26 protein-coding genes are annotated in these 26,367 nt (G+C 70.3%); 11 read left to right on the top strand and 15 right to left on the bottom strand.

Annotated elements, in window-relative coordinates:
- The first annotated feature begins 24 nt into the window (after positions 1-24).
- Positions 25-477, top strand: coding sequence for a peptide-methionine (R)-S-oxide reductase MsrB (msrB, locus tag AB0F41_RS14115; protein ID WP_357423610.1), 453 nt, complete (start codon positions 25-27; stop codon positions 475-477).
- Between the two features lie 118 nt (positions 478-595).
- Here the strand turns inward: msrB and hemQ are convergent, their stop codons facing one another.
- The 3 genes from hemQ to hemE form a co-directional block, all read right to left on the bottom strand.
- Entirely contained in the window at positions 596-1,291 is a 696-nt protein-coding gene (hemQ, locus tag AB0F41_RS14110; protein WP_357423608.1) for a hydrogen peroxide-dependent heme synthase, read from the bottom strand.
- An 82-nt stretch (positions 1,292-1,373) separates the two neighbouring features.
- Entirely contained in the window at positions 1,374-2,726 is a 1,353-nt protein-coding gene (locus AB0F41_RS14105) for a protoporphyrinogen oxidase (RefSeq protein WP_357423606.1), read from the bottom strand.
- 63 nt (positions 2,727-2,789) lie between these two features.
- Complete coding sequence (gene hemE / locus AB0F41_RS14100; protein WP_357423604.1) at positions 2,790-3,845, bottom strand: uroporphyrinogen decarboxylase; 1,056 nt, start codon at positions 3,843-3,845, stop codon at positions 2,790-2,792.
- 198 nt (positions 3,846-4,043) lie between these two features.
- Here hemE and AB0F41_RS14095 point away from each other — a divergent pair, with 198 nt between their 5' ends.
- Positions 4,044-4,679, top strand: a complete 636-nt coding sequence (locus tag AB0F41_RS14095) for a DUF3000 domain-containing protein (RefSeq protein ID WP_357423602.1) — start codon at positions 4,044-4,046, stop codon at positions 4,677-4,679.
- Positions 4,680-4,717: 38 nt separating this feature from the next.
- Positions 4,718-6,079 carry a ribonuclease D gene (locus AB0F41_RS14090; RefSeq protein ID WP_357423600.1) on the top strand — a complete coding sequence of 454 codons (1,362 nt, stop codon included), beginning with the start codon at positions 4,718-4,720 and terminating at the stop codon, positions 6,077-6,079.
- 12 nt (positions 6,080-6,091) lie between these two features.
- Here the strand turns inward: AB0F41_RS14090 and dxs are convergent, their stop codons facing one another.
- Positions 6,092-7,990: a 1-deoxy-D-xylulose-5-phosphate synthase gene (dxs, locus tag AB0F41_RS14085; protein ID WP_357423598.1), complete on the bottom strand. Its 1,899-nt coding sequence runs from the start codon at positions 7,988-7,990 to the stop codon at positions 6,092-6,094.
- 227 nt (positions 7,991-8,217) lie between these two features.
- Between dxs and AB0F41_RS14080 the strand changes: the two genes are divergently transcribed.
- Complete coding sequence (locus tag AB0F41_RS14080) at positions 8,218-8,895, top strand: SIMPL domain-containing protein (RefSeq protein ID WP_357423596.1); 678 nt, start codon at positions 8,218-8,220, stop codon at positions 8,893-8,895.
- A 16-nt stretch (positions 8,896-8,911) separates the two neighbouring features.
- On the opposite strand, the gene AB0F41_RS14075 is transcribed toward AB0F41_RS14080, so the two are convergent.
- Entirely contained in the window at positions 8,912-10,318 is a 1,407-nt protein-coding gene (locus AB0F41_RS14075; protein WP_357423594.1) for a TRAM domain-containing protein, read from the bottom strand.
- Positions 10,319-10,360: 42 nt separating this feature from the next.
- Positions 10,361-12,349, bottom strand: coding sequence for an APC family permease (locus AB0F41_RS14070; protein WP_357423592.1), 1,989 nt, complete (start codon positions 12,347-12,349; stop codon positions 10,361-10,363).
- A gap of 186 nt (positions 12,350-12,535) precedes the next feature.
- Here AB0F41_RS14070 and AB0F41_RS14065 point away from each other — a divergent pair, with 186 nt between their 5' ends.
- Together AB0F41_RS14065 and AB0F41_RS14060 are read left to right on the top strand one after the other, a co-directional pair.
- Positions 12,536-13,201 carry a TrkA family potassium uptake protein gene (locus tag AB0F41_RS14065; RefSeq protein WP_357423590.1) on the top strand — a complete coding sequence of 222 codons (666 nt, stop codon included), beginning with the start codon at positions 12,536-12,538 and terminating at the stop codon, positions 13,199-13,201.
- A gap of 2 nt (positions 13,202-13,203) precedes the next feature.
- Positions 13,204-13,923 carry a TrkA family potassium uptake protein gene (locus AB0F41_RS14060; RefSeq protein WP_357423588.1) on the top strand — a complete coding sequence of 240 codons (720 nt, stop codon included), beginning with the start codon at positions 13,204-13,206 and terminating at the stop codon, positions 13,921-13,923.
- A gap of 39 nt (positions 13,924-13,962) precedes the next feature.
- Here the strand turns inward: AB0F41_RS14060 and shbA are convergent, their stop codons facing one another.
- The 3 genes from shbA to AB0F41_RS14045 form a co-directional block, all read right to left on the bottom strand.
- Complete coding sequence (gene shbA / locus AB0F41_RS14055) at positions 13,963-14,601, bottom strand: RNA polymerase sigma factor ShbA (RefSeq protein ID WP_357423586.1); 639 nt, start codon at positions 14,599-14,601, stop codon at positions 13,963-13,965.
- Between the two features lie 108 nt (positions 14,602-14,709).
- Entirely contained in the window at positions 14,710-15,495 is a 786-nt protein-coding gene (locus AB0F41_RS14050; RefSeq protein WP_357423584.1) for a DUF3159 domain-containing protein, read from the bottom strand.
- 3 nt (positions 15,496-15,498) lie between these two features.
- On the bottom strand, positions 15,499-15,903 hold the full coding sequence (locus AB0F41_RS14045; RefSeq protein ID WP_357423583.1) for an OB-fold nucleic acid binding domain-containing protein: 405 nt from the start codon (positions 15,901-15,903) through the stop codon (positions 15,499-15,501).
- A gap of 123 nt (positions 15,904-16,026) precedes the next feature.
- Here AB0F41_RS14045 and AB0F41_RS14040 point away from each other — a divergent pair, with 123 nt between their 5' ends.
- Positions 16,027-16,725, top strand: coding sequence for an alpha/beta hydrolase (locus AB0F41_RS14040; RefSeq protein ID WP_357423581.1), 699 nt, complete (start codon positions 16,027-16,029; stop codon positions 16,723-16,725).
- 261 nt (positions 16,726-16,986) lie between these two features.
- On the opposite strand, the gene AB0F41_RS14035 is transcribed toward AB0F41_RS14040, so the two are convergent.
- Positions 16,987-17,931 carry a DUF3710 domain-containing protein gene (locus AB0F41_RS14035; RefSeq protein ID WP_357423579.1) on the bottom strand — a complete coding sequence of 315 codons (945 nt, stop codon included), beginning with the start codon at positions 17,929-17,931 and terminating at the stop codon, positions 16,987-16,989.
- A gap of 1 nt (position 17,932) precedes the next feature.
- Positions 17,933-18,427 carry a dUTP diphosphatase gene (gene dut / locus AB0F41_RS14030; protein WP_357423577.1) on the bottom strand — a complete coding sequence of 165 codons (495 nt, stop codon included), beginning with the start codon at positions 18,425-18,427 and terminating at the stop codon, positions 17,933-17,935.
- 52 nt (positions 18,428-18,479) lie between these two features.
- On the opposite strand from dut, the gene AB0F41_RS14025 reads away from it, so the two are divergent.
- Positions 18,480-18,995, top strand: a complete 516-nt coding sequence (locus AB0F41_RS14025; protein WP_357423575.1) for a DUF3093 domain-containing protein — start codon at positions 18,480-18,482, stop codon at positions 18,993-18,995.
- A gap of 13 nt (positions 18,996-19,008) precedes the next feature.
- On the opposite strand, the gene AB0F41_RS14020 is transcribed toward AB0F41_RS14025, so the two are convergent.
- Complete coding sequence (locus AB0F41_RS14020) at positions 19,009-19,311, bottom strand: DUF4193 domain-containing protein (RefSeq protein WP_357423573.1); 303 nt, start codon at positions 19,309-19,311, stop codon at positions 19,009-19,011.
- 391 nt (positions 19,312-19,702) lie between these two features.
- Between AB0F41_RS14020 and cei the strand changes: the two genes are divergently transcribed.
- The gene (cei, locus tag AB0F41_RS14015) at positions 19,703-20,383 is read left to right on the top strand and encodes an envelope integrity protein Cei (protein WP_357423571.1); all 681 of its coding nucleotides are present in this window, start codon (positions 19,703-19,705) and stop codon (positions 20,381-20,383) included.
- A gap of 30 nt (positions 20,384-20,413) precedes the next feature.
- Here the strand turns inward: cei and AB0F41_RS14010 are convergent, their stop codons facing one another.
- The gene (locus tag AB0F41_RS14010) at positions 20,414-21,325 is read right to left on the bottom strand and encodes an inositol monophosphatase family protein (RefSeq protein WP_357423569.1); all 912 of its coding nucleotides are present in this window, start codon (positions 21,323-21,325) and stop codon (positions 20,414-20,416) included.
- Between the two features lie 211 nt (positions 21,326-21,536).
- Here AB0F41_RS14010 and ppgK point away from each other — a divergent pair, with 211 nt between their 5' ends.
- A complete protein-coding gene (gene ppgK / locus AB0F41_RS14005; protein WP_357423567.1) occupies positions 21,537-22,295 on the top strand; it encodes a polyphosphate--glucose phosphotransferase in 759 nt (252 codons plus the stop codon).
- Between the two features lie 168 nt (positions 22,296-22,463).
- A complete protein-coding gene (locus AB0F41_RS14000; RefSeq protein ID WP_357423565.1) occupies positions 22,464-23,849 on the top strand; it encodes an RNA polymerase sigma factor in 1,386 nt (461 codons plus the stop codon).
- A gap of 87 nt (positions 23,850-23,936) precedes the next feature.
- Here the strand turns inward: AB0F41_RS14000 and eutC are convergent, their stop codons facing one another.
- A complete protein-coding gene (gene eutC, locus AB0F41_RS13995) occupies positions 23,937-24,788 on the bottom strand; it encodes an ethanolamine ammonia-lyase subunit EutC (RefSeq protein ID WP_357423563.1) in 852 nt (283 codons plus the stop codon).
- Entirely contained in the window at positions 24,785-26,206 is a 1,422-nt protein-coding gene (locus AB0F41_RS13990; protein WP_357423561.1) for an ethanolamine ammonia-lyase subunit EutB, read from the bottom strand. The genes eutC and AB0F41_RS13990 overlap by 4 nt, the downstream gene beginning before the upstream one ends.
- Positions 26,207-26,367 lie beyond the last annotated feature (161 nt).

Here is a 26,367-nt window from a genome sequence, read left to right as displayed (position 1 = left end):
CGCCGGGCGTATTAGCGTGGAGGGATGAGCTCCGAAACGGACGCGACCGATACCTCCCTGCCCGCCCCGAAGATCCGGCTCACCCCGCAGGAGTGGCGGGCGAAACTGGACCCTCAGGAATACGCCGTACTCCGTGAGGCCGGCACCGAGCGGCCGTTCACCGGCGAATACACCGATACCAAGGCCGAGGGCGTCTACAGTTGCCGGGCCTGCGGCGCGGAACTGTTCCGCAGCAGCGAGAAGTTCGAATCGCACTGCGGGTGGCCGTCGTTCTTCGATCCGGCGGACTCGGACGCGGTGATTCTGCGCGCCGACGATTCGCTGGGGATGCGGCGGGTCGAAGTGCTGTGTGCGAATTGCCACAGCCACCTCGGCCACGTCTTCGAAGGCGAGGGTTATCCGACGCCCACGGACAAGCGGTACTGCATCAACTCGATCTCGCTGCGGCTGCACCCCTCGACCAGCTCAGCGGAGTGAGGCCTCCGTTCGCCGAGCGGTACTTTACATAAAGACCGCCCGGTATGCATGCCCCGATTTTCCGGGGCCCGCATACCGGGCGGATATCTGTTCGGCGTTCGATGTCTGTTCGGACTTCTCAGGGCAGCGCGGCGACCAGCTGATCGATATCGACCCGCGGACCCGTGTAGAACGGCGTCTCCTCCCGGACGTGCATACGGGCCTCGGTGGCGCGCAGATCGCGCATCAGATCCACGATCCGGTGCAGTTCCGGCGCCTCGAACGCGAGGATCCACTCGTAGTCACCGAGCGCGAACGAGGCCACGGTGTTGGCACGGACATCGGGATAGCCACGCGCCTCCTTACCGTGGTCGGCGAGCATCTTGCGACGCTCGTCGTCGGGCAGCAGATACCACTCGTAGGATCGGACGAACGGATATACGCAGATGTAGTTCCCCGGGTCCTCCCCCGCCAGGAAGGCGGGGATATGACTCTTGTTGAACTCCGCCGGGCGGTGCAGCGCCACATTGCTCCACACCGGTTCGGTGGCCCGGCCGAGTTCGGTGGTCCGCCGGAAATCGGCGTAGGCGGCCTGTAGATCCTCCACCCGCTCGGCGTGGCTCCAGACCATGAAATCGGCGTCGGCCCGCATCCCCGCCACGTCGTAGACGCCGCGCACCACCACATCACGGTCGGCGAGCCCGTCGAAGAACGCCTTCGCCTCCTTGATCGCCGCCGCCCGGTCGTCGCCCAGCACGCCGGGCCGCACCCGGTAGACCGAGAACATCAGATAGCGGATGGTGGAGTTGAGGGCCTGGTAATCGAGTCGCGCCATGCCCCCATCGTGCCACTCGCCGGGCGGACCCGAGCCGGTGGTCGGGACAACCCGGGACCACGCGAACCGCGGTCGGCCCGGTTCAGGCCCGCGTGGTGGCGGCGGCGATCCGGTCGGCGGCCGAGGTCGCCGAGGCGACACAGGCCGGGACTCCGACACCGTGCAGATACGCGCCGGTCACCGCGAGATCGTCGAAATCGCCCAGCGCGGACTCGATAGCGGCGACCCGCTCGGGATGGCCCGGGGCGTACTGGGCCAGGCCGCCCGGCCAGCGCTGCACCACCGCCGACAGCGGTGTGATCGGCACACCCGTCACGGTGCCCAGGTCGGCGGTGGCCGCGGCGACGAGCTCGGTATCGGTGCAGCGCAGGGCCGAATCGTCGCCGAACCGTCCGAACGACACCCGGACCAGCGCCGTCTCCCGGGCCGCCAGATGCGTCCATTTCCGGCTCGACAGCGTGAACGCCTTGGCGCGCAACGCCTCTCCGGTGGCCACCAGCACGCCCGAATTCTCGGGCAGCGCCGTATCCTTCGGCAGTTCCAGGGCGACCAGCGCCGAGGACGACAGTTCGATCGCCCCGGCCGCGGCCGCCGCGACAGGGGCGATATCGGCCAGCAGACGGGCCGTCACCGGCGCCGGAGTAGCCAGCACCACCGCGTCGAATTCACCGACCGGATCCACCCGCCAACCGCCCTGGGTCCGGCGCAGGGCGGTCACGGGGGTATCCCGCACGATCTCGGCATCCGCTCGCTCGGCCAGTGCGCGCAGCAGGGCACCATAGCCGTCGCGGAGCGCGCCGAACACCGGGGTGTCCGAGGGAGGCGGCAGCGCGGCCGATACCGCGGCAGTGAGGCTCACCGCGCCCCGGTCCAGGGCCGCCGCCACGGTGGGCAGGGCCGCCCGCAGACCGATCGACCGGGCGCTGCCCGCGTACACCCCGCCCAGCAGCGGATCGACGCTGCGGGCCACCGTCTGGGCCCCGAACCGGTCGGCGACCAGGGAATGGACATCGATATCGGCACCGGGCCGCCAGTCCAGGGGCCGGCCGGGTTCGGCCCCGATCCGCGCCAGCGTTTCCGCGTCGACCAGTCCGGCGACCGAATCGGGTCCGGTGGGGATACCCATCAGGGTCCGCTCCGGCAGCGGATGCGCCCGGCCACCGGCCCAGAGCAGCGGGCGCAACCCGGCGGGGTGCACGAGCTGGTCGGCGATATCGAGTTCGCGCAGCAGCGCCGGAACCTCCGGCCGCCGCCCGACGAACGCTTCGGCGCCGAGATCGACCGGCTCGCCCGCGATCGGCACCGTATGCAGGACACCGCCGACCCGGTCGCGGCTCTCGATCACCGTCGGGCGGACCGGCTCGCCCAGCAGCCGGCGCAGCCGGTACGCCGTGACGAGTCCGCTGATTCCCCCGCCGACCACCGCAATTCTCATACCCCGACCGTATCGCCGACCGGCCGGAGGCGGCCGCGGGACCTGCGATCGGAGGTCGTGCCATCAGAGTTCGTGCACGAGCTCCACCAGAGCCGTGAGCACACCGGGATCGGTCTCGGGCATGACGCCGTGCCCGAGGTTGAAGATATGCCCCGACGCCCCCATGGTGAGTGCGTCGTCGGCCTCGCTCGCGATCCGCCGCGCCTCGGCCGCCACCACCGAACTGCCCGCGAAGAGCACGGCGGGATCGAGGTTGCCCTGCAATGCTTTTCCGGGCCCGACCCGGCGGACGGCCTCGGTGAGCGGCACCCGCCAGTCGACCCCGACCACATCGGCGCCCGCCTCACCCATCGCGCCCAGCAGCTCCCCGGTGCCCACACCGAAATGGATCCGCGGAACCCCGGAATCGGCGATCTCGGCGAATACCCGTTCCGAATGGGGCAGCACGTAGCGCCGGTAGTCGGCGAGCGACAGCGCCCCGGCCCAGGAATCGAACAGCTGAACCGCATCGACGCCGGCCGCGAGCTGCGCCTGCAGGAAAGTGATGGTGATATCGGTGAGCACACCGAGCAGCGCGTGCCAGGCCTCCGGATCGCCGTGCATCATGGCCTTGGTGCGCTCGTGGTGCTTACTGGGCCCGCCTTCGACCAGGTAGGACGCCAGCGTGAACGGCGCGCCCGCGAACCCGATCAGCGGGGTCTGCCCGAGTTCGTCCACCAGCAGCCGGATCCCGTCGGTCACCGCGCCCACTTCCTCCGGCCGGAGCCGGGGCAGGGCACCGACGTCGGCGGCGGTGCGGATCGGCGAAGCGATCACCGGACCCACACCGGGGACGATATCGAGTTCGATACCGGCAGCCTTGAGCGGGACGACGATATCGGAGAACAGGATCGCGGCGTCGACGCCGTGCCTGCGGACCGGTTGCAGCGTGATCTCACAGACCAGTTCCGGATCGAAACACGACTGCAGCATGCCGATCCCGGCCCGCAGCTCCCGGTACTCCGGCAGCGACCGCCCGGCCTGGCGCATGAACCACACCGGCCGCCGGGCCGGAGTGGCGCCGGAGGCGGCGGCCAGGAACGGGGCATCGGACAACCGGCGGCGCGTATATGTGCTCATCACCAGCCATCGTATGCGGCGACGGTGGGCGCGGTGCGCAAGCCCGGCACCGCCTCATGGGTGTCCGGGCGGCCGCACGGCGGGCACCGGCAGCGGGTTGCGCGGTGTTTACCATGGCCGGACCCGATCATCCAGCAACAACGGTCGTCCGGCGCGCCTCCGCACACCCCGGCTGCGACAGGTCTAGCGTCATTCCCCGTGACACCGCTCGATATCCGCGACGGCGCACCGGACGATGGGCCCGGCGAAGAACCCGCATCGTTTCGTGCCGCCGTTTCGGCGATGGGCGCCGCGTCCGTGCACCCGAGGATCGAGCTGGCCCCGATCCGGCCGCCGCAGCGCCTCGCGCCCTACTCCTACGCACTCGGCGCCGAGGTGATCCACGAGGATTCCTCGGTGGTGCCGATCGATTCCGAAGGGGACGCATTCGGCCGGCTGATCCTGTTACACGACCCCAACGGCGACGAGGCCTGGCACGGAGTGTTCCGCCTGGTCGCCTACATCCAGGCCGATATCGACGGTGCGCTGGCGGCCGATCCGCTGCTGCCGGAGGTCGCGTGGAGTTGGCTGGCCGACGCGCTGGAGTCGCGGGAGGTGCCGTTCACGGCACTCGGCGGCACCGTGACCTCGACCAGTTCGGTGCGTTACGGCGATATCGCGGGCCCGCCCCGGGCGCATCAGCTGGAGTTGCGCGCCTCCTGGACGGCCCGCAGTACCGAGATGTGCCCCCATGTGGAGGCCTTCGGTGAGGTGCTGGCCTATGCGGCGGGTCTGCCACCTGCGGGTATCACCGATCTACGACCCTCGGAGTCCACCAGGACCGACCGTGGTTGACCGTCGGCGGTAGCCTCGGCCACGTAGAGTGGCCCTTTATGCCGGTAGTAGAGGAGCCCGATCACCTGTCCGGTGGTCACCCGGACGGCGGCGCCGCCGCATCCGACCAGGGCACACGGGGCACACAGACGGCCCCGGTGCCGGATACCGGCGACCCCGAGATTCCCGCCGCCGTCCCGCTGCTGGCTCCCGCCGAGGGGATTCCCCCGGTCTGCCGGACCCCGGAGGATGTGGCCGCCGCCGCCGATCGCCTGGCGGCCGGTACCGGGCCGCTGGCCGTCGACGCCGAACGGGCATCCGGTTTCCGGTACTCGTCCCGGGCGTATCTGATCCAGCTGCGCCGCGTGGGCGCGGGCACCGTGCTGATCGACCCAATCCCGGTGACCGATGCCCTGGAACCGCTGGCGGCCGTGATCAACACCCTCGAATGGATCCTGCATTCCGCGGATCAGGATCTGCCCGGACTGGCCGAACTGGGGCTGCGCCCGGCGACCCTGTTCGATACCGAACTGGGCGGCCGGCTCGCCGGATTCCCCCGGGTCGGCCTGGCCGCGATGGTGGAGCAATTACTCGGCCGGGCCCTGCGCAAGGGGCACGGCGCCGCCGATTGGTCCACCCGGCCGTTACCCGAAGCCTGGCTCAACTACGCGGCACTGGATGTCGAACTCCTGCCCGAACTGCGCGACGCGGTCGCCGCCTCGCTGGCCGACCAGGGCAAAACCGAGTGGGCCGCCCAGGAGTTCGAACATATCCGGCTCGCCGAACCCGCGGCGCCGAAACCGGACCGCTGGCGGCGCACCTCCGGAATCCACACCCTGCGCCGGGCCCGTCAGCTGGCGACCGTCCGGGAACTGTGGACCACGCGCGACGCCCTGGCCCGCAGCCGCGATATCGCCCCCTCCCGCATCCTGCCCGATTCCGCGATCGTCGCCGCCGCCGGCGCCGATCCGAAATCCATCGGGCAGCTGCGCGAACTACCGGTGTTCGGCGGGCCGCGGCAGCGCCGGTACTCGCGGGAATGGCTCGGTGCGATCGAACGCGCCCGCGCCCTGCCCGATGACGAGCTGCCGCGGATGAGCCAGCCCTACGACGGACCGCCCCCGGTGAACCGCTGGGAGCGGCGTGACCCGGTGGCCGCGGCCCGGCTGTCCCGGGCCCGCGCGGTGATGGCGGAGCTCTCCGAGAAGGTCAACATCCCGGTGGAGAATCTGCTCTCCCCCGACCTGGTACGCCGCCTGTGCTGGGACGGACTGCCCGACTACGGGCCGGGGCCGGAGGGCGCGCCGGAGCCGGCCGCCGCGGTAGAGGCATTCCTCGAAGAGCACGGGGCCCGGCCCTGGCAGCGTGAACTCACCGTCGGTCCGCTGGCCGCGGCGTTACCCGGCAGTCCGGCCGGGTAGCCGCGGCGGCGGTCAGCGGGCGTCGAGCCAGCCGGTGATGCGACGGGCGATATCGGGGGCGGTCAGCCCCAGCTCTTGACGCACCTGCGGGATGCTGCCGTGGTCGAGGAACTCCTGCGGGATACCGATATCGCGGGTCGGTATATCCAGACCGGCGCCGCGCAGCCGAGCCGAGATCGAGGAGCCTATCCCGCCGTGCAGGCCGCTGTCCTCGAGCGTGAGCACCAGACGGTAGTTCTCCGCCAGTTTGACGATGGTGTCCGATACCGGCAGCACCCAGCGTGGGTCGATGACAGTGGCGGTGATCTGCTCGGCCTCCAGCAGTTCCGCGGCCTGCAGAGCCGCCGGCACGAGCGCGCCGACGGCCACGATCAGCACATCGGCGTGCTGGGTGCGCGCCGACGGGCCTTCCCGGTCCGGCAGCCACAGGACATCGACGCCGTCCAGCCGTTCCAGCGCGCGGATATCCGCGCCCACACTGTCCTTCGGGAACCGCAGGGCAGTCGGGCCGTCGTTCACCGCGAGCGCCTCGGAAAGTTCCTCGGCCAGTGTGGCCGCGTCACGGGGAGCGGCCACCCGCATACCGGGCACGATGCCCAGTAGCGACAGATCCCACATACCGTTGTGGCTGGCGCCGTCGGCGCCCGTGATCCCGGCGCGGTCCAGTACCAGGGTGACCGGCTGCTTCAGCAGCGCCACATCCATCAGGAGCTGGTCGAACGCGCGGTTGAGGAAGGTCGAGTAGATCGCCACCACGGGGTGCAGCCCGCCCAGCGCCAGCCCGGACGCCGAGGCCAGGGCATGCTGTTCGGCGATTCCCACGTCGAACAACCGGTCCGGGAAACGGTCACCGAACGCGGAGAGCCCGGTGGGTCCGGGCATGGCGGCGGTGATCGCGACGATATCGTCGCGGCGTTCGGCGTGGGCGACGAGTTCGGCGGCGAACACCGAGGTCCAGCTCGCCGCACCGCCCTTGCTCACCGATTCACCGGTACGCGGGTCGATGGGGCCGCAGGCGTGCATCTGATCGGCCACATGATTCTCGGCCGGTTCGTATCCGTGGCCCTTCTGCGTGACCGCGTGCACCACCACCGGACCGCCGAAATCCTTGGCATGGCGCAGCGCCGACTCCAGGGCCACCGGATCGTGGCCGTCCACCGGCCCGACGTATTTGAGCCCGAGATCGCTGAAGAGTTCCTGCGGACTCACCGCGTCCTTGATACCGGCCTTGACCGCGTGCACCATCGAATACGCGGAATCCCCCACCCGCGGGATACTTTTCAGAATCCGGCGGCCGGTGTCGAGCATATGCTCGTAGGCGGGCTGCGTACGCAGCGCGGTGAGCCGTTCGGCCAGGCCGCCGATGGTCGGCGCGTAGGAACGGCCGTTGTCGTTGACCACGATCACCACCGAGCGGTCGGGTCCCGCGGCGATATTGTTCAGCGCCTCCCAGCACATACCGCCGGTGAGCGCGCCGTCGCCCACCACCGCGACGACATGGCGGTCCTGCCCGGTCAGGGCGAACGCCTTGGCCAGGCCGTCGGCATAGGACAGCGACGCCGACGCGTGCGAGGATTCGACCCAGTCGTGCTCGCTCTCGGCACGGCTCGGATAACCGGACAGCCCGTCCTTGCGGCGCAGGCTGTCGAACTGATCCTTACGACCGGTCACGATCTTGTGGACATAGGCCTGGTGGCCGGTGTCGAAGATCAACGGGTCGGCGGGCGAATCGAAAACCCGGTGCAACGCCAGGGTGAGTTCCACCACTCCGAGATTGGGTCCCAGGTGCCCGCCGGTGACGGCGACCTTGTGCACCAGGAACTCACGGATCTCCGCCGCCAGTTCCCGCAATTGCGGCACGGACAGCCGACGCACGTCTTCGGGCGTATCGACCCGGGAAAGCACTCCCACCTGATTCGCTCCCTCCGGATAGCGCAGTTGATCCGACCAGTCTATGAGCCGCGGCCGACTACACCACCCAGACGGCGTGCGATGGATACCGCCGCGGGCCGGATCCGCGGTCCGGTGTATCGGTCCAGCCTAAGGTGAGTGGCGGGCGCCGCGCGAACCGTGTTCCCCGGCCGCCCTGTGCGGCGGCGCACCGGCGAACGCCGCGGACACGACGCGAGGAGGTCCGGATGAGCGGGCAGCAGACCGCGGTGGTCACCGTGTTCGGCGAGGGTACGGTACGTGCGACCCCGGACCGGCTGGTGGTGTCGATCGGGGTGGAATGCCGGGCGAGCACGGTCGGCCTGGCCTACGAACGTGCCGGGCAACGCGTGGTGGCGATCACGGCCGCCCTGCGCGGCGACGGGGTGCCCGATACCGATATCGCCACCGGTGTGCTCTCGGTGCGCTCGGATACGGCATGGCAGGACGGTGTCTCCCGGATCACCGGATATATCGCGACCACCGCCCTCGACCTGACCCTCCCCCAGCGGCCGCCCGGGTCGCCGGATACCGCGCGCACCGACCCCGCCGAGGTGATCGCGCACGCCGTGACCGCCGGGGGTGACGACGCCCGCCTGGGCGGTCTGCGCCACACCTTCGCCGACCGGGAACGGGTGCTGATCCGAGCCCGCGACGCGGCCTGGGACAACGCCCTCGACAAGGCCCGTCAGTACGCCCGCCGCGCCGCCCGCGACCTCGGCCCCGTACTGGAGATCACGGAGAACACGGCCGCCCCATCCGGCTACCGGCCCCAGGATCCGGGCGGGGTGCGGATGGTGGCCGCCTCGGCTCCGGCGGCGGTACCGGTCGAACCCGGCGAACAGGAGGTCGCCGCGACGCTGCGGGTCACCTGGCAGCTGGACTGATCCGGGACCGGGCCGCTCACCGCTGCAGTAGCGCGACGCATTCGACGTGATGGGTGGCCGGGAAGGCGTCGAAGGCCCGCAGCGCGTCGAGCCGATAGCCGGCGTCGAGATACAACCGCAGATCGCGGGCGAAGGCGGCCGGATCGCAGCCGATATGCACGATCCGATCGGGGCCGGCGGCGGTCACCGCCTCGACCACTGGCTTTCCGGCGCCGGCCCGGGGCGGATCGAGCACGACGACCTGGGGCCGCGGCCCGCCGCGACCGGCCGCCCAGCGCTCGACCCGGCCGCCGCGCAGACTCAGCCAGGGCAGATCGGTCAGCGCGGCGTTGCCGTCGGCCACCGCGCCGGCCGCGGATTCGACGGCCAGCACCGAGCCCGCGGGGCCTGCCTGTTCGGCCAGGCGGGCGGCGAAAACCCCCGCGCCGCTGTACAGGTCCCAGGCGTGCGCGCCCGTATCCGGCCGCGCCCACTGCGCGACGAGATCCGAATAGCATTGCGCGGCGCCGCGATGCGCCTGCCAGAAACCCGCGGCCGATACCTCCCAGCGGCGGCCCGCCACCGTCTGCACGGCGCGTCCGCTGCCCTCGATCACCCATTCGTCGCGGGCGGTGTGCGCGGCGGCGCGGCGGGCCGCGGTGCGGCGGCGCTGGGAATCGGCGCCGCGCCACCCGTCCTCGTCGGGTCCCGTGCCCGGACCGGCCCCGGCCGTGGTGCGCGGGCCGCGGGCGGCGGCGGGACGGCCTCCGGGCCGCCCGTCCGGACCCCGCCGCCGGTTCCGGCCGGATCGGTCGTCGCGCGGTGACGGCTCGGCGATCGGCGGCGCGAGTTCGACGATATGCCGGGCGCCCTCGTCGTCGACCGCGATCACGAGGTCGGCGCCGGGGGTCCAGCGGCGCTGTGCGATACCGTCCAGAGCCCCGGCCACCGGTTGCGGGCAGCGGAGATCGGCGACGATCTCACTGCTGCGGTAGCGGTGCACACCGGCCCGGCCGTCGGCGTCCACGACCAGCCGGACCCTGGTACGCCAGCCGACCCCCGGCCCTTCCGATCCGGAGATCGGCTCGACCTCGATCTCCCGTTCGATCCCGGCGATCCGGCGCAACTGCTCGGCAACCACCATGGCCTTCAGGCCCCGCTGAGCGGCGGGGGTGGCAAAGGCGAAATCACAGCAACCCGCGCCGCCCGGGCCGGATACCGGACAGGCCGAGGGCACCCGATCCGGTGACGCCTCCACGATCTCCACCGCATCCGCCCGGCAGAACGCCCCGCCGCGATCCTCGGTCACCCGGGCCAGGACCAGCTCACCGGGCAGCCCGTGGCGGACGAACACCACCCGTCCCTCGTACCGGGCCACGCAGAAACCACCGTGCCCCGGAGGGCCCAGCCGGACTTCGAGCAGCCGGTCGCGCCACGACGTCATCGGCTCCGGCCTTCCGCATACGGGCGGTCCGGGTACCCGCCGCTACCCATTGTCGCCGTACCCACGACGAACCGAGCCCGGGGCGGCGGGCTCACCCGCCACGCGGGCCCGGGCCGACGAACTCAACTGCCACGGCACGCTGGTCACCATGACACCCGGTTCGAACAGCAACCGGCCCTTCAACCGCAGTGCGCTCTGATTGTGCAATACCTGCTCCCACCAGTGGCCCACCACATATTCGGGAATGAAGACGGTCACCACATCGCGCGGCGCGTCCTTGCGTACCCGTTTCACGTACTCGAGCACCGGTTTGGTGATCTCGCGGTAGGGCGATTCGATCACCTTCAGCGGCACCGGGGTGTCACTGTTCTCCCACTCCCGTACGAGCGCCCGGGTGTCGTCCTCGTCGACGTTCACGGTGATCGCCTCCAGCGTGTCCGGCCGGCCCGCGCGCGCATAGGCCAGGGCCCGGCGGGTCGGCAGATGCAGCTTCGACACCAGCACGATCGAATGGGTCCGGCTGGGCAGGACACCGTCCCATTCGTGCTCTTCCAGCTCCCGGGCCACCGAGTTGTAGTGGTGGTGGATCATCTTCATGATCACGAAGATCACCGCCATGGTCACGATGGCGATCCAGGCACCGGCGAAGAATTTCGTGACCAGCACGATCACCAGCACCGCGCCGGTGGCCACCAGGCCGAGCGCGTTGATCGCGCGCGAGCGCATCATCCGGCGCCGTTCGGCCGGATCGGTCTCCCGGCCCAGCAACCGGCTCCAATGCCGGAGCATGCCGGTCTGGCTCAGGGTGAACGAGACGAACACACCGATGATGTAGAGCTGGATCAGCCGGGTCACCTCCGCGTCGAACGCCACCACGAAGGCGATCGCGCCGACGGCCAGGAACAGGATCCCGTTGCTGAACGCGAGCCGGTCACCGCGGGTGTGCAACTGCCGGGGCAGGAACCGCGCCTGGGCCAGGACCGAACCGAGCACCGGGAAGCCGTTGAACGCGGTGTTGGCGGCCAGCACCAGGATCACCGCGGTCACGACGGCGACGAAGTAGAAACCGGGGGAGAACCCACTGAACACGGCGTGCGCGATCTGCGCGATGAGGGTTTTCTGCTGATACCCCTCGGGCGCGCCGACGAGCTGCTCGGGGTGTTCGGCGAACACCACATGCGCCTGCCGGGCGAGCACGATCATGCCGAGCAGCAACACGATGGCGATGCCACCGAGCATCAGCAGTGTCGTCGCGGCGTTACGCGATTTGGGTTTACGGAAGGCCGGAACACCGTTGCTGATCGCCTCGACGCCGGTGAGCGCCGCGCAGCCGGAGGAGAAGGCGCGGGCGAGCAGGAAGATCAGCGCCACCCCCGCCAGATGCTCTTCCTCGGCGCGCAGTTCGAAGGACGCCGATTCGGCGCGCACTTCGTCGCCCAGGACGAAGATCCGGATCAGGCCCCACGCGAGCATGGTGAACATGCCGAACAGGAAGGCGTAGGACAGCAGCGCGAACAGCCGGCCCGACTCCCGCACCCCGCGCAGGTTCATCGCGGTGATCAGCGCGATCGCGGCGACCGCGAACAACACTTTGTGGGTGGCGATGAAAGGGATGGCCGAGCCGATCGTGGACGCGGCCGACGAGATCGACACCGCCACGGTCAGCACATAGTCGACCAAGAGCGCGCTACCCACCGTCAATCCGGCCGTGGGACCGAGGTTCGTGGTGACCACCTCGAAGTCGCCACCGCCGGACGGATAGGCGTGCACATTCTGCCGATAGCTCGTGACCACGATGACCAGCACGACCGCGACGGCCAATCCGAGCCACGGGGCGTACGCGTAACCGGCCAGACCCGACACCGACAGCACGAGAAAGATCTCCTCGGGCGCGTAGGCGACCGAGGACATCGCGTCCGATGCGAACACCGGCAGGGCGATCCGCTTGGGCAGCAGGGTATGGCCCAGGGAGTCACTACGGAATGGCCGCCCCAGTACCAGACGCTTGGTGGCGGTCGTCAACTTCGACACTGGACGGAGCATAAGCCCCCGGGCCCCGCCGCGCCGCGAGGCGTCACCGCAAGCCGGGGTTTGACCGGCCCCGCCGGGGGGAACGTGGCTGAGGGCGAGGACCAGCGGGTACGGTTCGCTTTCGCGACGGCCACACGGCTGTTTCACTTGCCCTAGGGCAGACCCGAGTCAGGAGCGAGGTTCACGGTGTACGTGGTGATCATGGGATGCGGGCGCGTGGGCGCGTCGCTGGCCCGCGCCCTGGTCCGGATAGGTCATGAGGTCGCCGTGATCGACCGGAATCCGGATGCGTTCCGGCGCCTGGGCGCGGATTTCCCCGGTACCGAGGTCGTGGGCGTCGGATTCGATCGCGATGTGCTGCGCCGGGCGGGAATCGAGCGGGCGGGGGCCTTCGCGGCGGTGTCGTCCGGGGACAACTCCAACATCATCTCCGCCCGGGTGGCCCGTGAGATGTTCGGTATCGAGCGGGTCGTCGCCCGCATCTACGACGCCAAACGCGCCGCCGTCTACGAGCGGCTCGGTATCCCCACCATCGCCACCGTGCCCTGGACCACCGACCGGTTCCTGCACACCCTCATCGGCGACGCCGGCACCACCACCTGGCGCGATCCCACCGGAACGGTGGCGGTGGCCCAGCTGATCCTGCACGAGGACTGGTACGGGCGCACGGTCGCGGAGCTCGAGAGCGCGACCGGGGCCCGTGTGGCATTTGTCATCCGGTTCGGCCAGGGCGTATTACCCGATGCCAAGACCGTGGTGCAGGCCGACGACATCGTGTACGTGGCCGCGACCTCCGGATCGGCCGGCGAAGCGGTCGCGCTGGCCGCCAAACCCCCCGCGAACAAGGACTGATCATGAAAGTGGCCATTGCCGGAGCCGGGGCCGTCGGTCGCTCCATCGCCCGCGAACTGCTGCGATCGGGGCACGACATCATGCTGCTCGAACGCCAGCTCGACCATATCGACCGCGATTCGGTGCCGGACGCGATCTGGGTGCACGCCGACGCCTGCGAACTGCAGTTGCTCGAGGACGCCGGGCTACAGGACTACGAAGTCGTCATCGCCGCCACCGGAGACGACAAGGCCAACCTGGTGCACAGCCTGCTGGCCAAAACCGAGTTCGGGGTACGGCGGGTGGTGGCCCGGGTCAACGACCCCCGCAACGAGTGGTTGTTCGACGAATCCTGGGGCGTCGATGTGGCGGTCTCCACCCCGCGCCTGCTCGCCTCCCTGGTGGAGGAGGCGGTTACGGTGGGCGACCTGGTGCGGTTGATGACGCTGCGGCAGGGCCAGGCCAACCTGGTCGAGCTCACCCTGCCGCCGGATACGACGCTGGCCGGAAAGCCGGTCCGCACCCTCACCCTGCCGCGCGACACCGCACTGGTCACCATCCTGCGCGGCGGCCGGGTCATCGTGCCGCAACCCGACGACCCTTTCGAAGGCGACGACGAACTGCTGTTCGTCGCTTCCAGCCAGGCCGAGGAAGAGCTACGCGTGCTCCTGGCCCGGCACGGCACGGTCCCGCCGGCCGCGCCCGCACCGGGGCTCACGCCTTCGCAGGACGCCGAATACTGACCCTCCGACAGCACCCGGCCGATCCGTCACGTGGCGTGCTCACGCCGCGACGGGCTGCTCGGCCCGCGCCCGGAGCTTGTTCAGCGCCCGGTACTGCATGACCCGGACGACGCCGGCGCTGGTGCCGATCGCGGCCGCGGTCTCGGCGGCGCTCCAGCCCAGCACGATCCGCATCACGAGTACCTCGCGATGCACGGGGTTCAGCTGCTGCATCAGTTCGCGGGCCTGGGCGCCCCGTTCCGAGGCCAGCGCCCATTCCTCGGGCCCGGCCGCCGTGCTGACCGGTTCCGGGACATCCGCCATCGGGTAGGCGAGATTGGCCTGTGCGCCGCGGAAGGCGTCGGAGACCTTGTTGGCCGCGATCCCGTAGACGAACGCGAGGAACGATTTGCCCTGATCGCGGTAGCGCGGAATGGCGTGCACCGTGGCGATCAGGACCTCCTGCACGACATCGTCGGCGGTGACATGCAGATGGGCGGTGTTTCCCAGCCGGGTCCGGCAGTATCGCTGGACCAGCGGCTGCACCAGCCGCAGGATCTCGGCCACGGCCGCGCGGTCGCCCGCGGCCGCCGGCCCCACCAGGGTGTCCAGTTCGGCGCAGACGCGGCGGCTGTGGGACAACACCGGGTTGTCACGGCCCCGCTCGGCCCGGGTGAGGGTGTGATGTTCGGTTCGCATTCGCCAGTCCTCTCGGCAGATCGTCTTCTCATAACGATCGTCCGATGAACGGCGGCGCGGTGATAGACACCAAAGGGTGGGTCATCCGCCACCCTGGCGCCGGAGAGGTCAGCCGGATTCGGCGGTATGGCGGCCGGAACGGGCCGGCAGATGCCCCGCCCGGCGGACCGCCCAGACGGTCACCACCAAGGCCAGCGCGGTGAGCGGCCAGCCCATGCCGATACGGGCGGCGGCCAGCCAGCCCGTGCTGTCGGCGTCGTAGAGGTGGTTCTGGACCAGGTAGCGGGCACCGAAGACCAGCACCCAGGCCACGGTGGCCACATCGTAGAGGCGGACCACCCGGGGGTCGTCGCGCCAGTCGCCGCCGTGCCCGTTGAGCAGACCCCACACCACGCCGACCAGCGGGCGTCGCACGACGATGGAGATCAGGAACGCGGCGCCGTAGATCAGGCTCGTATAGATCCCGAACAGGAAGAAGCCCTTGGCCTCCCCGACCCGCCAGGCGATGAGCGCGCAGATCCCCACCCCCAGGAAACCGGAGACCGCCGGCTGGATGGGTTCCCGGCGGACCAGCCGCCAGAGCAGGATCGCGGCGGCCACGCCGAGGGCCGACCAGATCGCGATGGCCAGCCCGAAAAGGGTGTTGACGGGAACGAAGACCAGCACCGGCAGCGTCGAGTAGATCAGCCCGGCGAAACCGCCCAGCTGTTCCAGCAGGGTCTGCTTCGCGGGTTCGGGGCGCTCGTCCCCGGCGGCGCCGGACTCGGCGGCGCCGGAGCCGTCCCCGGCGGCGCCGGACTCGGCGGCGCCGGAGCCGTCACCGGCGGACCGGCCGGGGACCGTCGTCGCGGCCCGCGGTAGCGGCCGGGTGGCGTACTCGTCGCTCGATGGCATACGTCAGCTGTTTCCGCGCAATTCGTAGTAGGGGTTGAAGATCACCTTACGGCCTTCCCGCTCACCGATGCGGCCGCGAACCATGATGCGCCGCCCCGATTCGATACCGGGAATGCGCCGCCGGCCGATCCACACCAGCGTGATGGCGTCGGTCCCGTCGAAGAACTCCGCCTGCACGCTCGCACCCGCCGACTGCGTACACGAATCGACGCTGCGCAAACGGCCCAGCATCGTCGCTTCTTCGCCACGGCGGCAGTCCGAGACCCGGCAGGCGCCCGAGGCGTCCGCCTTCTCCGCCAGCTCCTCGGCGTCGAGCTGATCGATATCCTCGGTCAGCCTGCGACCGAGCCGGCGAAAATATCCGGTTGCGGACTTGTCGCCCGCTTTTCTTCCTGCCGAGGAAGACATCGCTTGCTCTCCTGTGCGCGAACGGTTTGGATCACAGACCGCCCGAAGTTCCTTGCCACGACCCGGCTGTGGCCGTACCCGCCACTGTAGATGGGTACCCGCGGCACCGCTACGCTCGGTCCGGTGTTCGATTCCCCACGCCCGGCCGTTGTCGTCGCCCTGCCCGGGACCGGCTCGGACGCCCATTTCGCCCGCCGCGCGTTCGAGCCCGCCTGTACGGCCCTCGGACTGGATCTCATCGCCGTGGACCCCGATCCCGCCGGGGTGATCGACAGCTATCGCGCAGCCCTGGACGCGGCCCTCGCGCGGGGGCCGGTACTGGCCGCGGGGATCTCCCTGGGCGCCGCGGTAGCCGTCGACTGGGCCGCCGGACGGGACCGGTACGAGGTGAGTGGCGTGGTGGCCGCACTGCCGGCGTGGACGGGACCCGATATCGCGCGCTGTCCCGCGACCCTGAGCGCCTCGGTGACCGCGGCGCAACTGCGGGCCGAGGGACTGGAACCGGTGATCGAACGGATGCGCGGCAGCAGCCCGGGCTGGCTCGCCGACGCGCTGACCCGGTCCTGGCGCGGGCAGTGGCCGGGATTACCGGCCGCCCTGGAGGAAGCCGCGCAGTACAAATGGCCGGAGACCACGGTGCTGGAGTCTCTGGAGGCGCCGCTGGCGGTGATCGCGGCGGCCGACGATCCGGTACATCCGGTAGCCGTGGGACGAGAATGGGCGCGACGGGCGCAGCGCTCGGTGCTCACCGAGATCACACTCGACGAACTCGGCGCCGACCCCGGCATCGTCGGACGCCTGGGCCTGCGCTACGCCCACTGATCGGGTCCGCCACGGCGGTCCGGGTACCTGTGTCGTCACACAAGCCCACCGCAAGATGCCGCCGTTGCCACGGAAACCGCACTTCCCGGAGGGTGGCCTCCCCGACCGGATGGTCAGGGAGCGGCCTCCGGCCCAGGCCGGGTAATCGACGCCGGTGCGGTGCCGCCACCGCGACGTCCATGCAGTAGCCCACCGGTCCCCTGCGCACAGGGGACCGGTGGGCGGAACGATCTCCGTGCGGCGGAACGCCGGACGGGAGGCTCAGCCGCGGCCGAGTTGCTGCATCGCCGATCCCGCGGCGCCGCGGCGCGGCTGCTGCGACTGTTGCGGGGGCAAAACCGCCGGCGTCTGCACCGGCCGGGGCGGCTGCGAGGCAGCAGCCTGTTGCTGAGCCTGCTGCTCGGCCTGCTGCTGATGGGCGGCGGTCAGCTGTTCGGCGAGCTGCTGGGGCAGCACCACCGGCAGCGGTTCACGGACCGGGAGCGCATCGGTACCGCGGCGGATGATCGTCTCGCTCAGAACCTGGCGCGCCGCGGCGACCAGCGGACTACCGGCCGCGGTGGAACCCGACGGCCCGGCCGCGACCAGCCGGATCATCCAGCGGTAACCGTCCACACCGATGAAACGCAGATCGGCGCCCTCGGTGGCCGCCACCAGTTCGCGGCCCCACGGACCCTTCTCGACCGACACCCGCGCATTGTCCTTGCGCAGAGATTCCGCGAGGTCGGCGGCGACCGTACGCCACTGCCCCTTGGATTTCGGCGCGGCATAGGCGGCGACGGTGATACGCCCGTGCTCGGTGGCCAGATGGACCGCCTGCGGGGTGCCCTGCGGCGTCATTTCCACCTGCAGCTGCCCGCCCGGTGGCACCGGGACGATCACCGAGCCCAGATCGAGGCGGGTATCGGCGAAGTTCTCCAGTACCTCGGCCACATCGTCGTAGTCGTAGGGGCCGCGACGGTGCGGTTCGGTATCCGGATCGTCGATAGCGGCGTCGTAGGCGTCGCTGTAGGCCGCGCCGCCGTATCCGTCGTCGTAGCTCTCGTCGTAGTCGCCGGCGTAGGACTCGCCCGCGTAGGGCTCGTCGTATTCCGCCCGGTGATACCCGCCGTCGTCGTATTCCTCGTACTCGCCGGTGTGGTACTCACCGGTGTCGTAGCGATCCTCACCGGATCTGCTACCGCCCGATTTCCGTCGTCCGAACATGTCAGGCCTCCTTGCCGTCCGCGGTATCCGCACCGCCCGGCGTCAAACTCGCGTGTCCCCCACTGGATCCGTGACCGCCCGCACCGCGATCCGAATCGTCGAGCCGGTCCACCTCCACGAAATCGACCAGCTCCACCCGCTGCACCAGCAGCTGCGCGATCCGGTCGCCGCGGCGCAGTTCTATGGCCGTGCGCGGATCGTGGTTGATCAGGCAGACCTTGATCTCACCCCGATACCCGGCATCGATGGTTCCCGGTGTGTTCACCACCGAGAGGCCGGCCTTCGCGGCCAGACCTGACCGTGGATGGACGAGGCCGACGGTGCCCACCGGCAGCGCGATCGCGATACCGGTGCCGACCAGGACTCGTTCCCCCGGTTCCAGGACCACATCCTCGGTGGTGCACAGATCCACGCCCGCATCGCCGTCGTGGGCGCGCATCGGCACGGGGATTCCGGGATCCAGCCGGAGCAGTGGTATCGGTGAGAGTGCGTTCACGTCCGATCAGCCTACGCGCAGGCGCGAGCCGGGTGTCGCTTAGTGTTGAGTCGTGTCCGACCAGCCCCGAAACAGCGAAACCGAGTCCCGCGTCCGGCCGGAGCCGACCGCGCATCGCGAGCGCCTCTGGGTGCCGCTGTGGTGGTGGCCGGTGGGTTTCGCGCTCGCCGGCCTGCTCGCCGCGGAAATCCATATGGGCGCCCCCGGGCTGCGGGCCTGGCTGCCCTATGTGCTGCTGTTCCCGGTCCCGGTCTGGGTACTGCTCTGGCTGAGCCGCCACCGCGTCGAGGTCGCCCCGGACCAGTCCGGCACACCTGAACTCCGGGTGGACCGGGCCCATCTGCCGGTGTCGTTCGTCGCCCGGGCGACGATCGTCGGCCGGGGTGCCAAGAGCGCGGCGCTGGGCCGGCAGCTCGATCCCGCCGCCTACGTCCAGCATCGCCCGTGGATCGCCACCATGGTGCTGCTGGTGCTCGACGATCCCGATGACCCGACGCCGTACTGGCTCGTCAGTACGCGCCGGCCCGGGGAGGTCCTGGCCGCGCTCGGGATCCCGAGCGCGGGATGACCTCACGCTCCGCTCACGCCGCGCAATCCATGCAGATCATCTGACCGCCTGCCTCGGTGGCCAGACGGCTGCGGTGATGTACCAGGAAGCAGCTCGAACACGTGAACTCGTCGGCCTGCTTCGGGATCACCCGGACCGACAGCACTTCCTCGGACAGGTCCGCGCCGGGGAGCTCGAACGACTCCGCGGTATCGGATTCGTCGACATCCACAACGGCGGACTGGGCCTCGTTGCGACGCGCCTTCAGCTCCTCCAGCGAATCCTCCGAAACGTCGTCGGTCTCGGTACGCCTCGGTGCGTCATAGTCGGTTGCCATGTCGTCTTCCCCTCGTCCTTACTCCGTATATCCGGATCGGCGCACGCCGTCTGGTTCGACCGCGGCCGCCGCCCCGCCGGTGGTGCACTTCACACCCGCACCGGTCCTCTATCAGCGCGAATCCTCAGGACTCACCGCCGTCAGCGTCCGGACAACGCATGAGTTGCCCTGCTTGTTCCCGCGACCGAACGCCGATTTACTCATGAATGTTTCGGTCTGGGCGGGCAGACAATAGCGGACGGTGCGGAAAATGTCGCAATCGAAACCCGGCCGTGTCGAAACCGCTGGCCAATCGATACGTGTCGCCTTCCCACCGCAACCACCCGGCCAACGCGGCCGCAGCCGACCGGGTAATGCGCGCGCCACCGGCTCGGGTACGTACAGTGTCGACGTGGTTTCACTGATCACCGAAGGCAGCAGGACGGACGCCGATGGCCGTCCCTTTCCGCGCCGACGGATGCGCCCCTGGCTGATCTTGGTCGTAGTACTCGCCGTGCTCTGCGGGGGTCTGTGGATCAAGGCGCTGACCACCAACGACGACGATTACACGCCGATGGCCTGCAATTCGCCGAGCCCGGCCACCGATCCGAAGGCCGGGCCGCAGCCGCTGCCCGGCCAGCGGGTCGGGGCGAGCCGGTTCGAGGACGTGGAGCCGGCGGCGATGGCCGATACCGCGGTCCGGGTCCTCAACGCCAACGGACAGCGCGGGCAGGCCGCGCATGTCGCGGCGCAGCTCGGCGATCTCGGTTTCGGCAGCGTGCCCGGCGAACCGTTCGGTAACGATCCGGTATATGCCAACGGCGATCTCGAATGCACCGGGCAGATCCGGTTCGGCGAGAACGGCCGATCGGTCGCCGCCGCGGTACAGCTGGCCATGCCGTGTGCCGAGCTCATCGAGGACAAACGCGAGGACGACACCGTCGACCTGGTCCTCGGTGCGCTGTTCGGTGGGGATCTGCAGCCCAACAACGACGGCGAAGAAGTGCTGCGGTCGCTGCGCAACCCGGTGAGCGGGGAGAATCCCGATATCGACATCGATATGCTCGAGGCCGCCCGCGTCGCCCGCTGCTGATACTGCCGGGCCGGCGCTCCGGTCCGGGTCTCAGGACTCCGGGATCGGTTCCGACACCCCGAGGCGGTCCAGCAGCGCGAACATCTCCGCCCCGATACCGGGTGCCGCCGCCACCACCAGCGTGCCCGCGGCGCCGGTATCGGACATCGGCGGTAGCCGCAGCATCGCGCCCGCCTCGGCGGCGATCAGCGCCCCCGCCGCCCAGTCCCAGGGGTTCAGGCCGTGCTCGTAATGCGCGTCCACCCGGCCCTCGGCGACCATGCACAGATCCAGTGCCGCCGCGCCGATGCGACGGATATCGCGGACATGCGGCAGCAGATCGGCGACGCGGGCCGCCTGCCGGGCGCGACGGCTCACGCCGTACCCGAAACCGGTGGCGACCAGCGCCAGGCCGGTCTCACGCACGGGATTGCAGCGCAGCGCCACATCCCGGCCCGCCGGGCCGATCCGGACCGCGCCGAGTCCGGAGCCCGCGGCGTACAGGGCCGAGGCGGCCACGTCGGCCACCGCGCCGGCCACCGGCCGCCCACCGCGCACCGCGGCCACCGACACCGCGTACGCCGGGATTCCGTAGAGGAAATTCACCGTGCCGTCGATGGGATCGACCACCCACACCACCTCGTCGTCGCCCGCCGCGGCGAGATCGCCGCCGCCCTCCTCCCCGAGGATGTGGTCCCCGGGACGCAGGCGGGCCAGTTCGCCGCGGATCAACTGCTCGGTTTCGGTGTCGACGACGGTGACCGGGTCGGTCCGGGTGCTCTTCGTGCGGACGGCGGAATCGCCGGCGCCGTCCGGGCCGAACACCTCCGGGCGGCGCGCCCGGACATGCGCGGCGGCGGTACCGGCCAGATGGGTGGCGATCCGGCGCAGCAGGGCGGCGTCGGCGGGAGCGGGTTCAGAGGCAGCGGTGAGGGTCCACGTCGATTCCGGCACGTCTCCCATCGCAGCACAGATCCTGCGGTCGGGCCGTCCGGGCCCGCGCATTACGCTTGTCGTGCACACCACACCGGCGGGCTCGGCCCGCGGCTGCCGCACGAAACCGGGTGGGAGGCATCATCGTCGTTTCGGCACATCGCGCGCGGCCCGGCCGCCGCTTCCGGGCCGGAGCGGCGTACGACGACATCAGGCCAGCACAGGGAACGAGGGAACCCGCATGTCCGGTGGACGGCACGCGTTCGGTATCGATATCGGCGGCAGCGGCGTCAAGGGCGCCGCGGTCGATCTGGATACCGGGAAGCTCGTCTACGAGCGAATCAAGATCGCGACTCCGCAGCCGTCCACACCGGACGCGGTCGCCGCGGCGGCCGCGCAGCTCGTGGCACAGGCGGAGTGGGACGGGCCCGTCGGTGTGACCCTGCCGTGCGTGGTCCTGGACGGGGTCGCCCACACCGCGGCCAATGTCGACAAGTCCTGGATCGGCACGGACGCCCGGACGCTGTTCGCCGCGGCGCTGGGGGGCCGGGAGGTCACCGTGCTCAACGACGCCGACGCGGCCGGACTCGCCGAGGACCGATTCGGGGCGGCGGCCCATATCCACGGGCTGGTTTTGCTGCTCACCTTCGGGACCGGTATCGGTTCGGCGTTGCTCAACAACGGCTCGCTGGTCCCCAACACCGAACTCGGGCATCTCGAGATCGGCGGGATGGAGACCGAGCACCGGGCGGCCGCCTCGGTCAAGGAACGCGAGGATCTGACCTATCCGGAGTGGGCGGCCCGGGTCAGCACCGTGCTCTCCGGCCTGGAGGACCTGTTCTGGCCGACCGTATTCGTCGCCGGTGGCGGTATCAGCCGCGACGCCGACCAGTGGATTCCGCTGCTCACCAACCGCACCCGCGTGGTCCCTGCGACCCTGAAGAACACGGCGGGTATCGTGGGCGCCGCCATGGCTGTCGACGCCGGGATCACCCCCTGAGGATCTCCGCGCCACCGGCAAGGGCACACTGGTCGGATCGTTACAATGGAATGACCCGGCGGTGAGCCGGACACCCGACCGGCGTTTTAGCCGGTAAACCCGACAGACCGCTCCGCCGGAATACTACTCTGGCGTGACGCCGCACGAGACCGTCACGAAAGGGCGTACGTGGTAGCCACGAATACCCGTCAGACAGCCGAATCGGCCGACGCCGAGGCCACGGAAGTTCCCGCGGCACGCCCGGCCAGAAAAGCCGCTGCCAAAAAGGCCCCGGTGAAAAAGGCCGCTGCCAAAAAGGCTCCGGCCAAGAAGGCCGCTGCCAAGAAGGCTCCGGCCAAGAAGGCCCCTGCCAAGAAAGCGGGGAGCGCGGGCGCCCCCGGTTCGGGCGAGGAACAGATCGACGAGGATTCGCTCGATGTCGCGGATCTCGGCGATCTGGAGGTCTCCGAAGACGATCTGGCCGAGGACGGCGACGAACTGGTCGCCGACGCGGAGGTCGCCGAGGAACCCGAGGCCGAGGCGGCCGACGGCACGTCCGAGCCGACCGCCGCGGACAAGGCCTCAGGCGATTTCGTCTGGGACGAAGAGGAGTCCGAAGCGCTACGGCAGGCCCGTAAGGATGCCGAACTCACCGCTTCCGCCGATTCGGTACGCGCCTACCTCAAGCAGATCGGCAAGGTCGCGCTGCTCAACGCCGAGGAGGAGGTCGAACTCGCGAAGCGGATCGAGGCGGGGCTCTATGCCGCCGAGAAGATGCGCGAGTTCACCGAGGCCGGCGATAAGCTTCCCGTCGCCACCCGCCGCGATTTCAACTGGATCATCCGGGACGGCAACCGCGCCAAGAACCACCTGCTCGAGGCGAACCTGCGCCTCGTGGTGTCGCTGGCCAAGCGCTACACCGGCCGCGGGATGGCTTTCCTGGATCTGATCCAGGAGGGCAACCTCGGTCTGATCCGCGCGGTCGAGAAGTTCGACTACACCAAGGGCTACAAGTTCTCCACCTACGCCACCTGGTGGATCCGGCAGGCCATCACCCGCGCCATGGCCGACCAGGCCCGCACCATCCGTATCCCGGTGCATATGGTCGAGGTCATCAACAAGCTGGGCCGCATCCAGCGCGAGCTGCTCCAGGATCTGGGCCGTGAGCCCACCCCGGAAGAGCTGGCCAAGGAAATGGATATCACCCCGGAGAAGGTGCTGGAGATCCAGCAGTACGCCCGGGAGCCCATTTCGCTGGATCAGACCATCGGCGACGAGGGCGACAGCCAGCTCGGCGATTTCATCGAGGATTCCGAGGCCGTCGTCGCCGTCGACGCGGTCAGCTTCACCCTGCTGCAGGATCAGTTGCAGTCGGTGCTGGAGACCCTGTCCGAACGCGAGGCGGGTGTGGTGCGGTTGCGGTTCGGGCTCACCGACGGCCAGCCGCGCACCCTGGACGAGATCGGTCAGGTCTACGGGGTCACCCGTGAACGGATCCGCCAGATCGAATCCAAGACGATGAGCAAACTGCGCCATCCGAGCCGCTCGCAGGTTCTGCGCGACTACCTCGACTGAGGTCCCGCGTCCACGCCACGGCCCCTGAACGTCTCCGGATCCCGCGATTTCCGGAGTGTTCAGGGGCCGTGGCGCGTCCGTGGCCGGCTAACCGCCGAGTTCCGGGCCGGGAGCGGCCGGGGACACCACCGGGTCCCGGGAGGTGTCCTTCAACGCGACGCCCGAGCGGCCCAGCCGGCGCGCCCCTTCCACCAGGCCGGTGATCACCTCGGCCGCCCGGCGGTATCCCAGCCCTTCCGGGGGATGGATGTTGGACACACAGTTGCGGTCGGCATCGGTGCGGCCCGGCCGGGGCAGATGGGTGAGGTACACGCCGAGACTGTCGGCCACCGACAGTCCGGGGCGTTCGCCGATGAGCACCAGGACGGTGGATACGCCGAGCGCGGCGCCCACCTGGTCGCCGAGCGCCACCCGCGCCTGGGTGGCCACTACCGGCGGCGCGATCGAGTACTGCTGTCGCAGTAGCGGCAGTAACGCGTCCAGGGTCGGCGGGCCGTGGTCGGCGAGCGCCCGCGCGGACAGCCCGTCGGCCAGCACCACGCCGATATCCCAGCCGTTTCCCGGACCGGGCCGCAGCGGCAGCGCCGCGGCGGCCGGTAGCCGCCCCAGATCGGGCCGCCGCAGGTATTCCGCCCGGTCGGCGGCGCGGCTGCGCACGTGCACCGGTTCCCCGAGGTCGTAGTCGCCGAGTCGCGCCACCAGCGCGGGCACATCGAGATCGGTATGCACGGCATCCCGCGCGGCGGCGTGGGCCGCGGCGAATTCGAGCACCCGCCGGGTGGGCAGGGCGTCCCCCGCCCGGCCCAGCCCTATCCGTGCCTGGGTCAGCAGCCGCAGATCGTCCCAGAACGCCGGGGCATCGTGATGAGCACCGCTGCCGGCCGGAGGGCCGCCGGCACCGCGCCCGTCGGTCGAGCGCCCGGCACCACCGCCGGTCATCGGACGGCCGTCAGCGCGCGCAGGGGTGAGGAGGACGGCGCGACCGGCAGCACCCGCCCGGTGTCGTCCAGCATGCCCAGCCGGTCCAGCCAGACCGCGAATTCCGGTGCCGGGCGCAGGTTCAGCACCCGCCGGGCGTAGAGGGCGTCGTGGAAACTCAAACTCTGATAGCCCAGCATCACGTCGTCTGCGCCGGGAACGGCGATCACGAAGGCGCATCCGGCCGCGCCCAGCAAGGTCAGCAGCGTGTCCATATCGTCCTGGTCGGCCTCGGCGTGATTGGTGTAGCAGACGTCCACACCCATCGGCAGCCCGAGCAGTTTGCCGCAGAAATGGTCCTCCAGCCCGGCCCGGACGATCTGTTTGCCGTCATAGAGGTACTCCGGGCCGATGAAACCGACGACGGTGTTCACCAGCAGCGGGCGCAGCTCCCGCGCGACCGCGTAGGCGCGGGCCTCCAGGGTCTGCTGATCCACCGGTCTGCCACCGGTGCCGAGATGCGCCCCGGCCGACAGCGCCGACCCCTGTCCGGTTTCCAGGTACATCACGTTGTCGCCGACGGTGCCGCGGCGCAGGGAACGTCCCGCGTCGTCTGCCTCGCGTAACAGCGCGAGATCCACCCCGAACGCGGTATTCGCGGCCTCGGTCCCGGCAACGGACTGGAACACCAGGTCCACCGGTGCGCCCGCCTCGATCAGCCCGAGTGTGGTCGTGACATGGGCCAGCACACACGACTGCGCCGGGATCTCGAACCGCGTGCGGATATCGTCGAGCAGTTTCAGCAGGTCGCCGGTGGCCCGGGGTGAATCGGTCGCGGGATTGACACCGATCACCGCGTCCCCGCAGCCGAGCAGCAATCCGTCCAGCACCGCGGCCGCGATCCCGCGTGGATCGTCGGTGGGGTGGTTGGGCTGCAGCCGGGTGGCCAGCGTGCCCGGCGCCCCGATCGTGGTCCGGAAGGCGGCGCGTACGCTCGCGGCCCGGGCCACCGCGATCAGATCCTGATTGCGCATGATCTTGGCGACCGCGGCGACCATCTCCGGTGTCAGCCCGGGCGCGAGGGCGCCCAGCGTCGCGGCCGGATCGGCGGTGCCCTCCCCGGCGGCGATCCCGAGCAGCCGGTCCCGCAGGTCACCGACGGTCAGCGCGGCGATCGGCGCGAAGGCGGCACGATCGTGGGTGTCCAGGATCAGCCGGGTGACCTCGTCGGTTTCGTAGGGCACCACGGGCTGTTCCAGGAATTCGGTGAGCGGCACCTCGGCCAGCACCCACTGCGCGGCCGCCCGCTCGGCGCCGGTGGCCGCGGCGCATCCGGCGAGTTCGTCACCGCTGCGCTTCGGTGTCGCTTTGGCCAGTACGTCGACCAGCCCGTCGAACCGGTAACCGGTACCGCCCAGCTGCTGGGTGTAGACGCTCATCCGCGGACCCCGTCCGTCCGGGCCGCCGCGTGCCCGCCCGGGACCACGTCCCACCGGACCGCGCGCGGTACGACCGATAATGCATCGTGAACACGCAGATTACCGCCGGTCGCGGATCGGCGCCCGGTTCGCGGGCCGGGCACGGGATCGCGGCGGTCCTG

This window comes from Nocardia sp. NPDC024068 (genome assembly GCF_040638875.1).
Lineage (GTDB): Bacteria > Actinomycetota > Actinomycetes > Mycobacteriales > Mycobacteriaceae > Nocardia.
This window is presented reverse-complemented; position numbering and strand designations above follow the sequence as displayed.

Excerpts from the sequence above, each read along its gene's own strand:
- AB0F41_RS14080 (WP_357423596.1), top strand. The coding sequence starts at position 8,218 with ATGAGCGGGCAGCAGACCGCGGTGGTCACCGTGTTCGGCGAGGGTACG.
- AB0F41_RS13990 (WP_357423561.1), bottom strand. The coding sequence starts at position 26,206 with ATGAGCGTCTACACCCAGCAGCTGGGCGGTACCGGTTACCGGTTCGAC.
- msrB (WP_357423610.1), top strand. The coding sequence starts at position 25 with ATGAGCTCCGAAACGGACGCGACCGATACCTCCCTGCCCGCCCCGAAG.
- ppgK (WP_357423567.1), top strand. The coding sequence starts at position 21,537 with ATGTCCGGTGGACGGCACGCGTTCGGTATCGATATCGGCGGCAGCGGC.
- hemE (WP_357423604.1), bottom strand. The coding sequence starts at position 3,845 with ATGAGCACATATACGCGCCGCCGGTTGTCCGATGCCCCGTTCCTGGCC.
- eutC (WP_357423563.1), bottom strand. The coding sequence starts at position 24,788 with ATGACCGGCGGTGGTGCCGGGCGCTCGACCGACGGGCGCGGTGCCGGC.
- shbA (WP_357423586.1), bottom strand. The coding sequence starts at position 14,601 with ATGCGAACCGAACATCACACCCTCACCCGGGCCGAGCGGGGCCGTGAC.
- AB0F41_RS14090 (WP_357423600.1), top strand. The coding sequence starts at position 4,718 with ATGCCGGTAGTAGAGGAGCCCGATCACCTGTCCGGTGGTCACCCGGAC.
- AB0F41_RS14045 (WP_357423583.1), bottom strand. The coding sequence starts at position 15,903 with ATGTCTTCCTCGGCAGGAAGAAAAGCGGGCGACAAGTCCGCAACCGGA.
- AB0F41_RS14105 (WP_357423606.1), bottom strand. The coding sequence starts at position 2,726 with ATGAGAATTGCGGTGGTCGGCGGGGGAATCAGCGGACTCGTCACGGCG.
- AB0F41_RS14060 (WP_357423588.1), top strand. The coding sequence starts at position 13,204 with ATGAAAGTGGCCATTGCCGGAGCCGGGGCCGTCGGTCGCTCCATCGCC.
- AB0F41_RS14020 (WP_357423573.1), bottom strand. The coding sequence starts at position 19,311 with ATGGCAACCGACTATGACGCACCGAGGCGTACCGAGACCGACGACGTT.
- AB0F41_RS14010 (WP_357423569.1), bottom strand. The coding sequence starts at position 21,325 with ATGGGAGACGTGCCGGAATCGACGTGGACCCTCACCGCTGCCTCTGAA.
- hemQ (WP_357423608.1), bottom strand. The coding sequence starts at position 1,291 with ATGGCGCGACTCGATTACCAGGCCCTCAACTCCACCATCCGCTATCTG.
- AB0F41_RS14035 (WP_357423579.1), bottom strand. The coding sequence starts at position 17,931 with ATGTTCGGACGACGGAAATCGGGCGGTAGCAGATCCGGTGAGGATCGC.
- AB0F41_RS14050 (WP_357423584.1), bottom strand. The coding sequence starts at position 15,495 with ATGCCATCGAGCGACGAGTACGCCACCCGGCCGCTACCGCGGGCCGCG.
- AB0F41_RS14075 (WP_357423594.1), bottom strand. The coding sequence starts at position 10,318 with ATGACGTCGTGGCGCGACCGGCTGCTCGAAGTCCGGCTGGGCCCTCCG.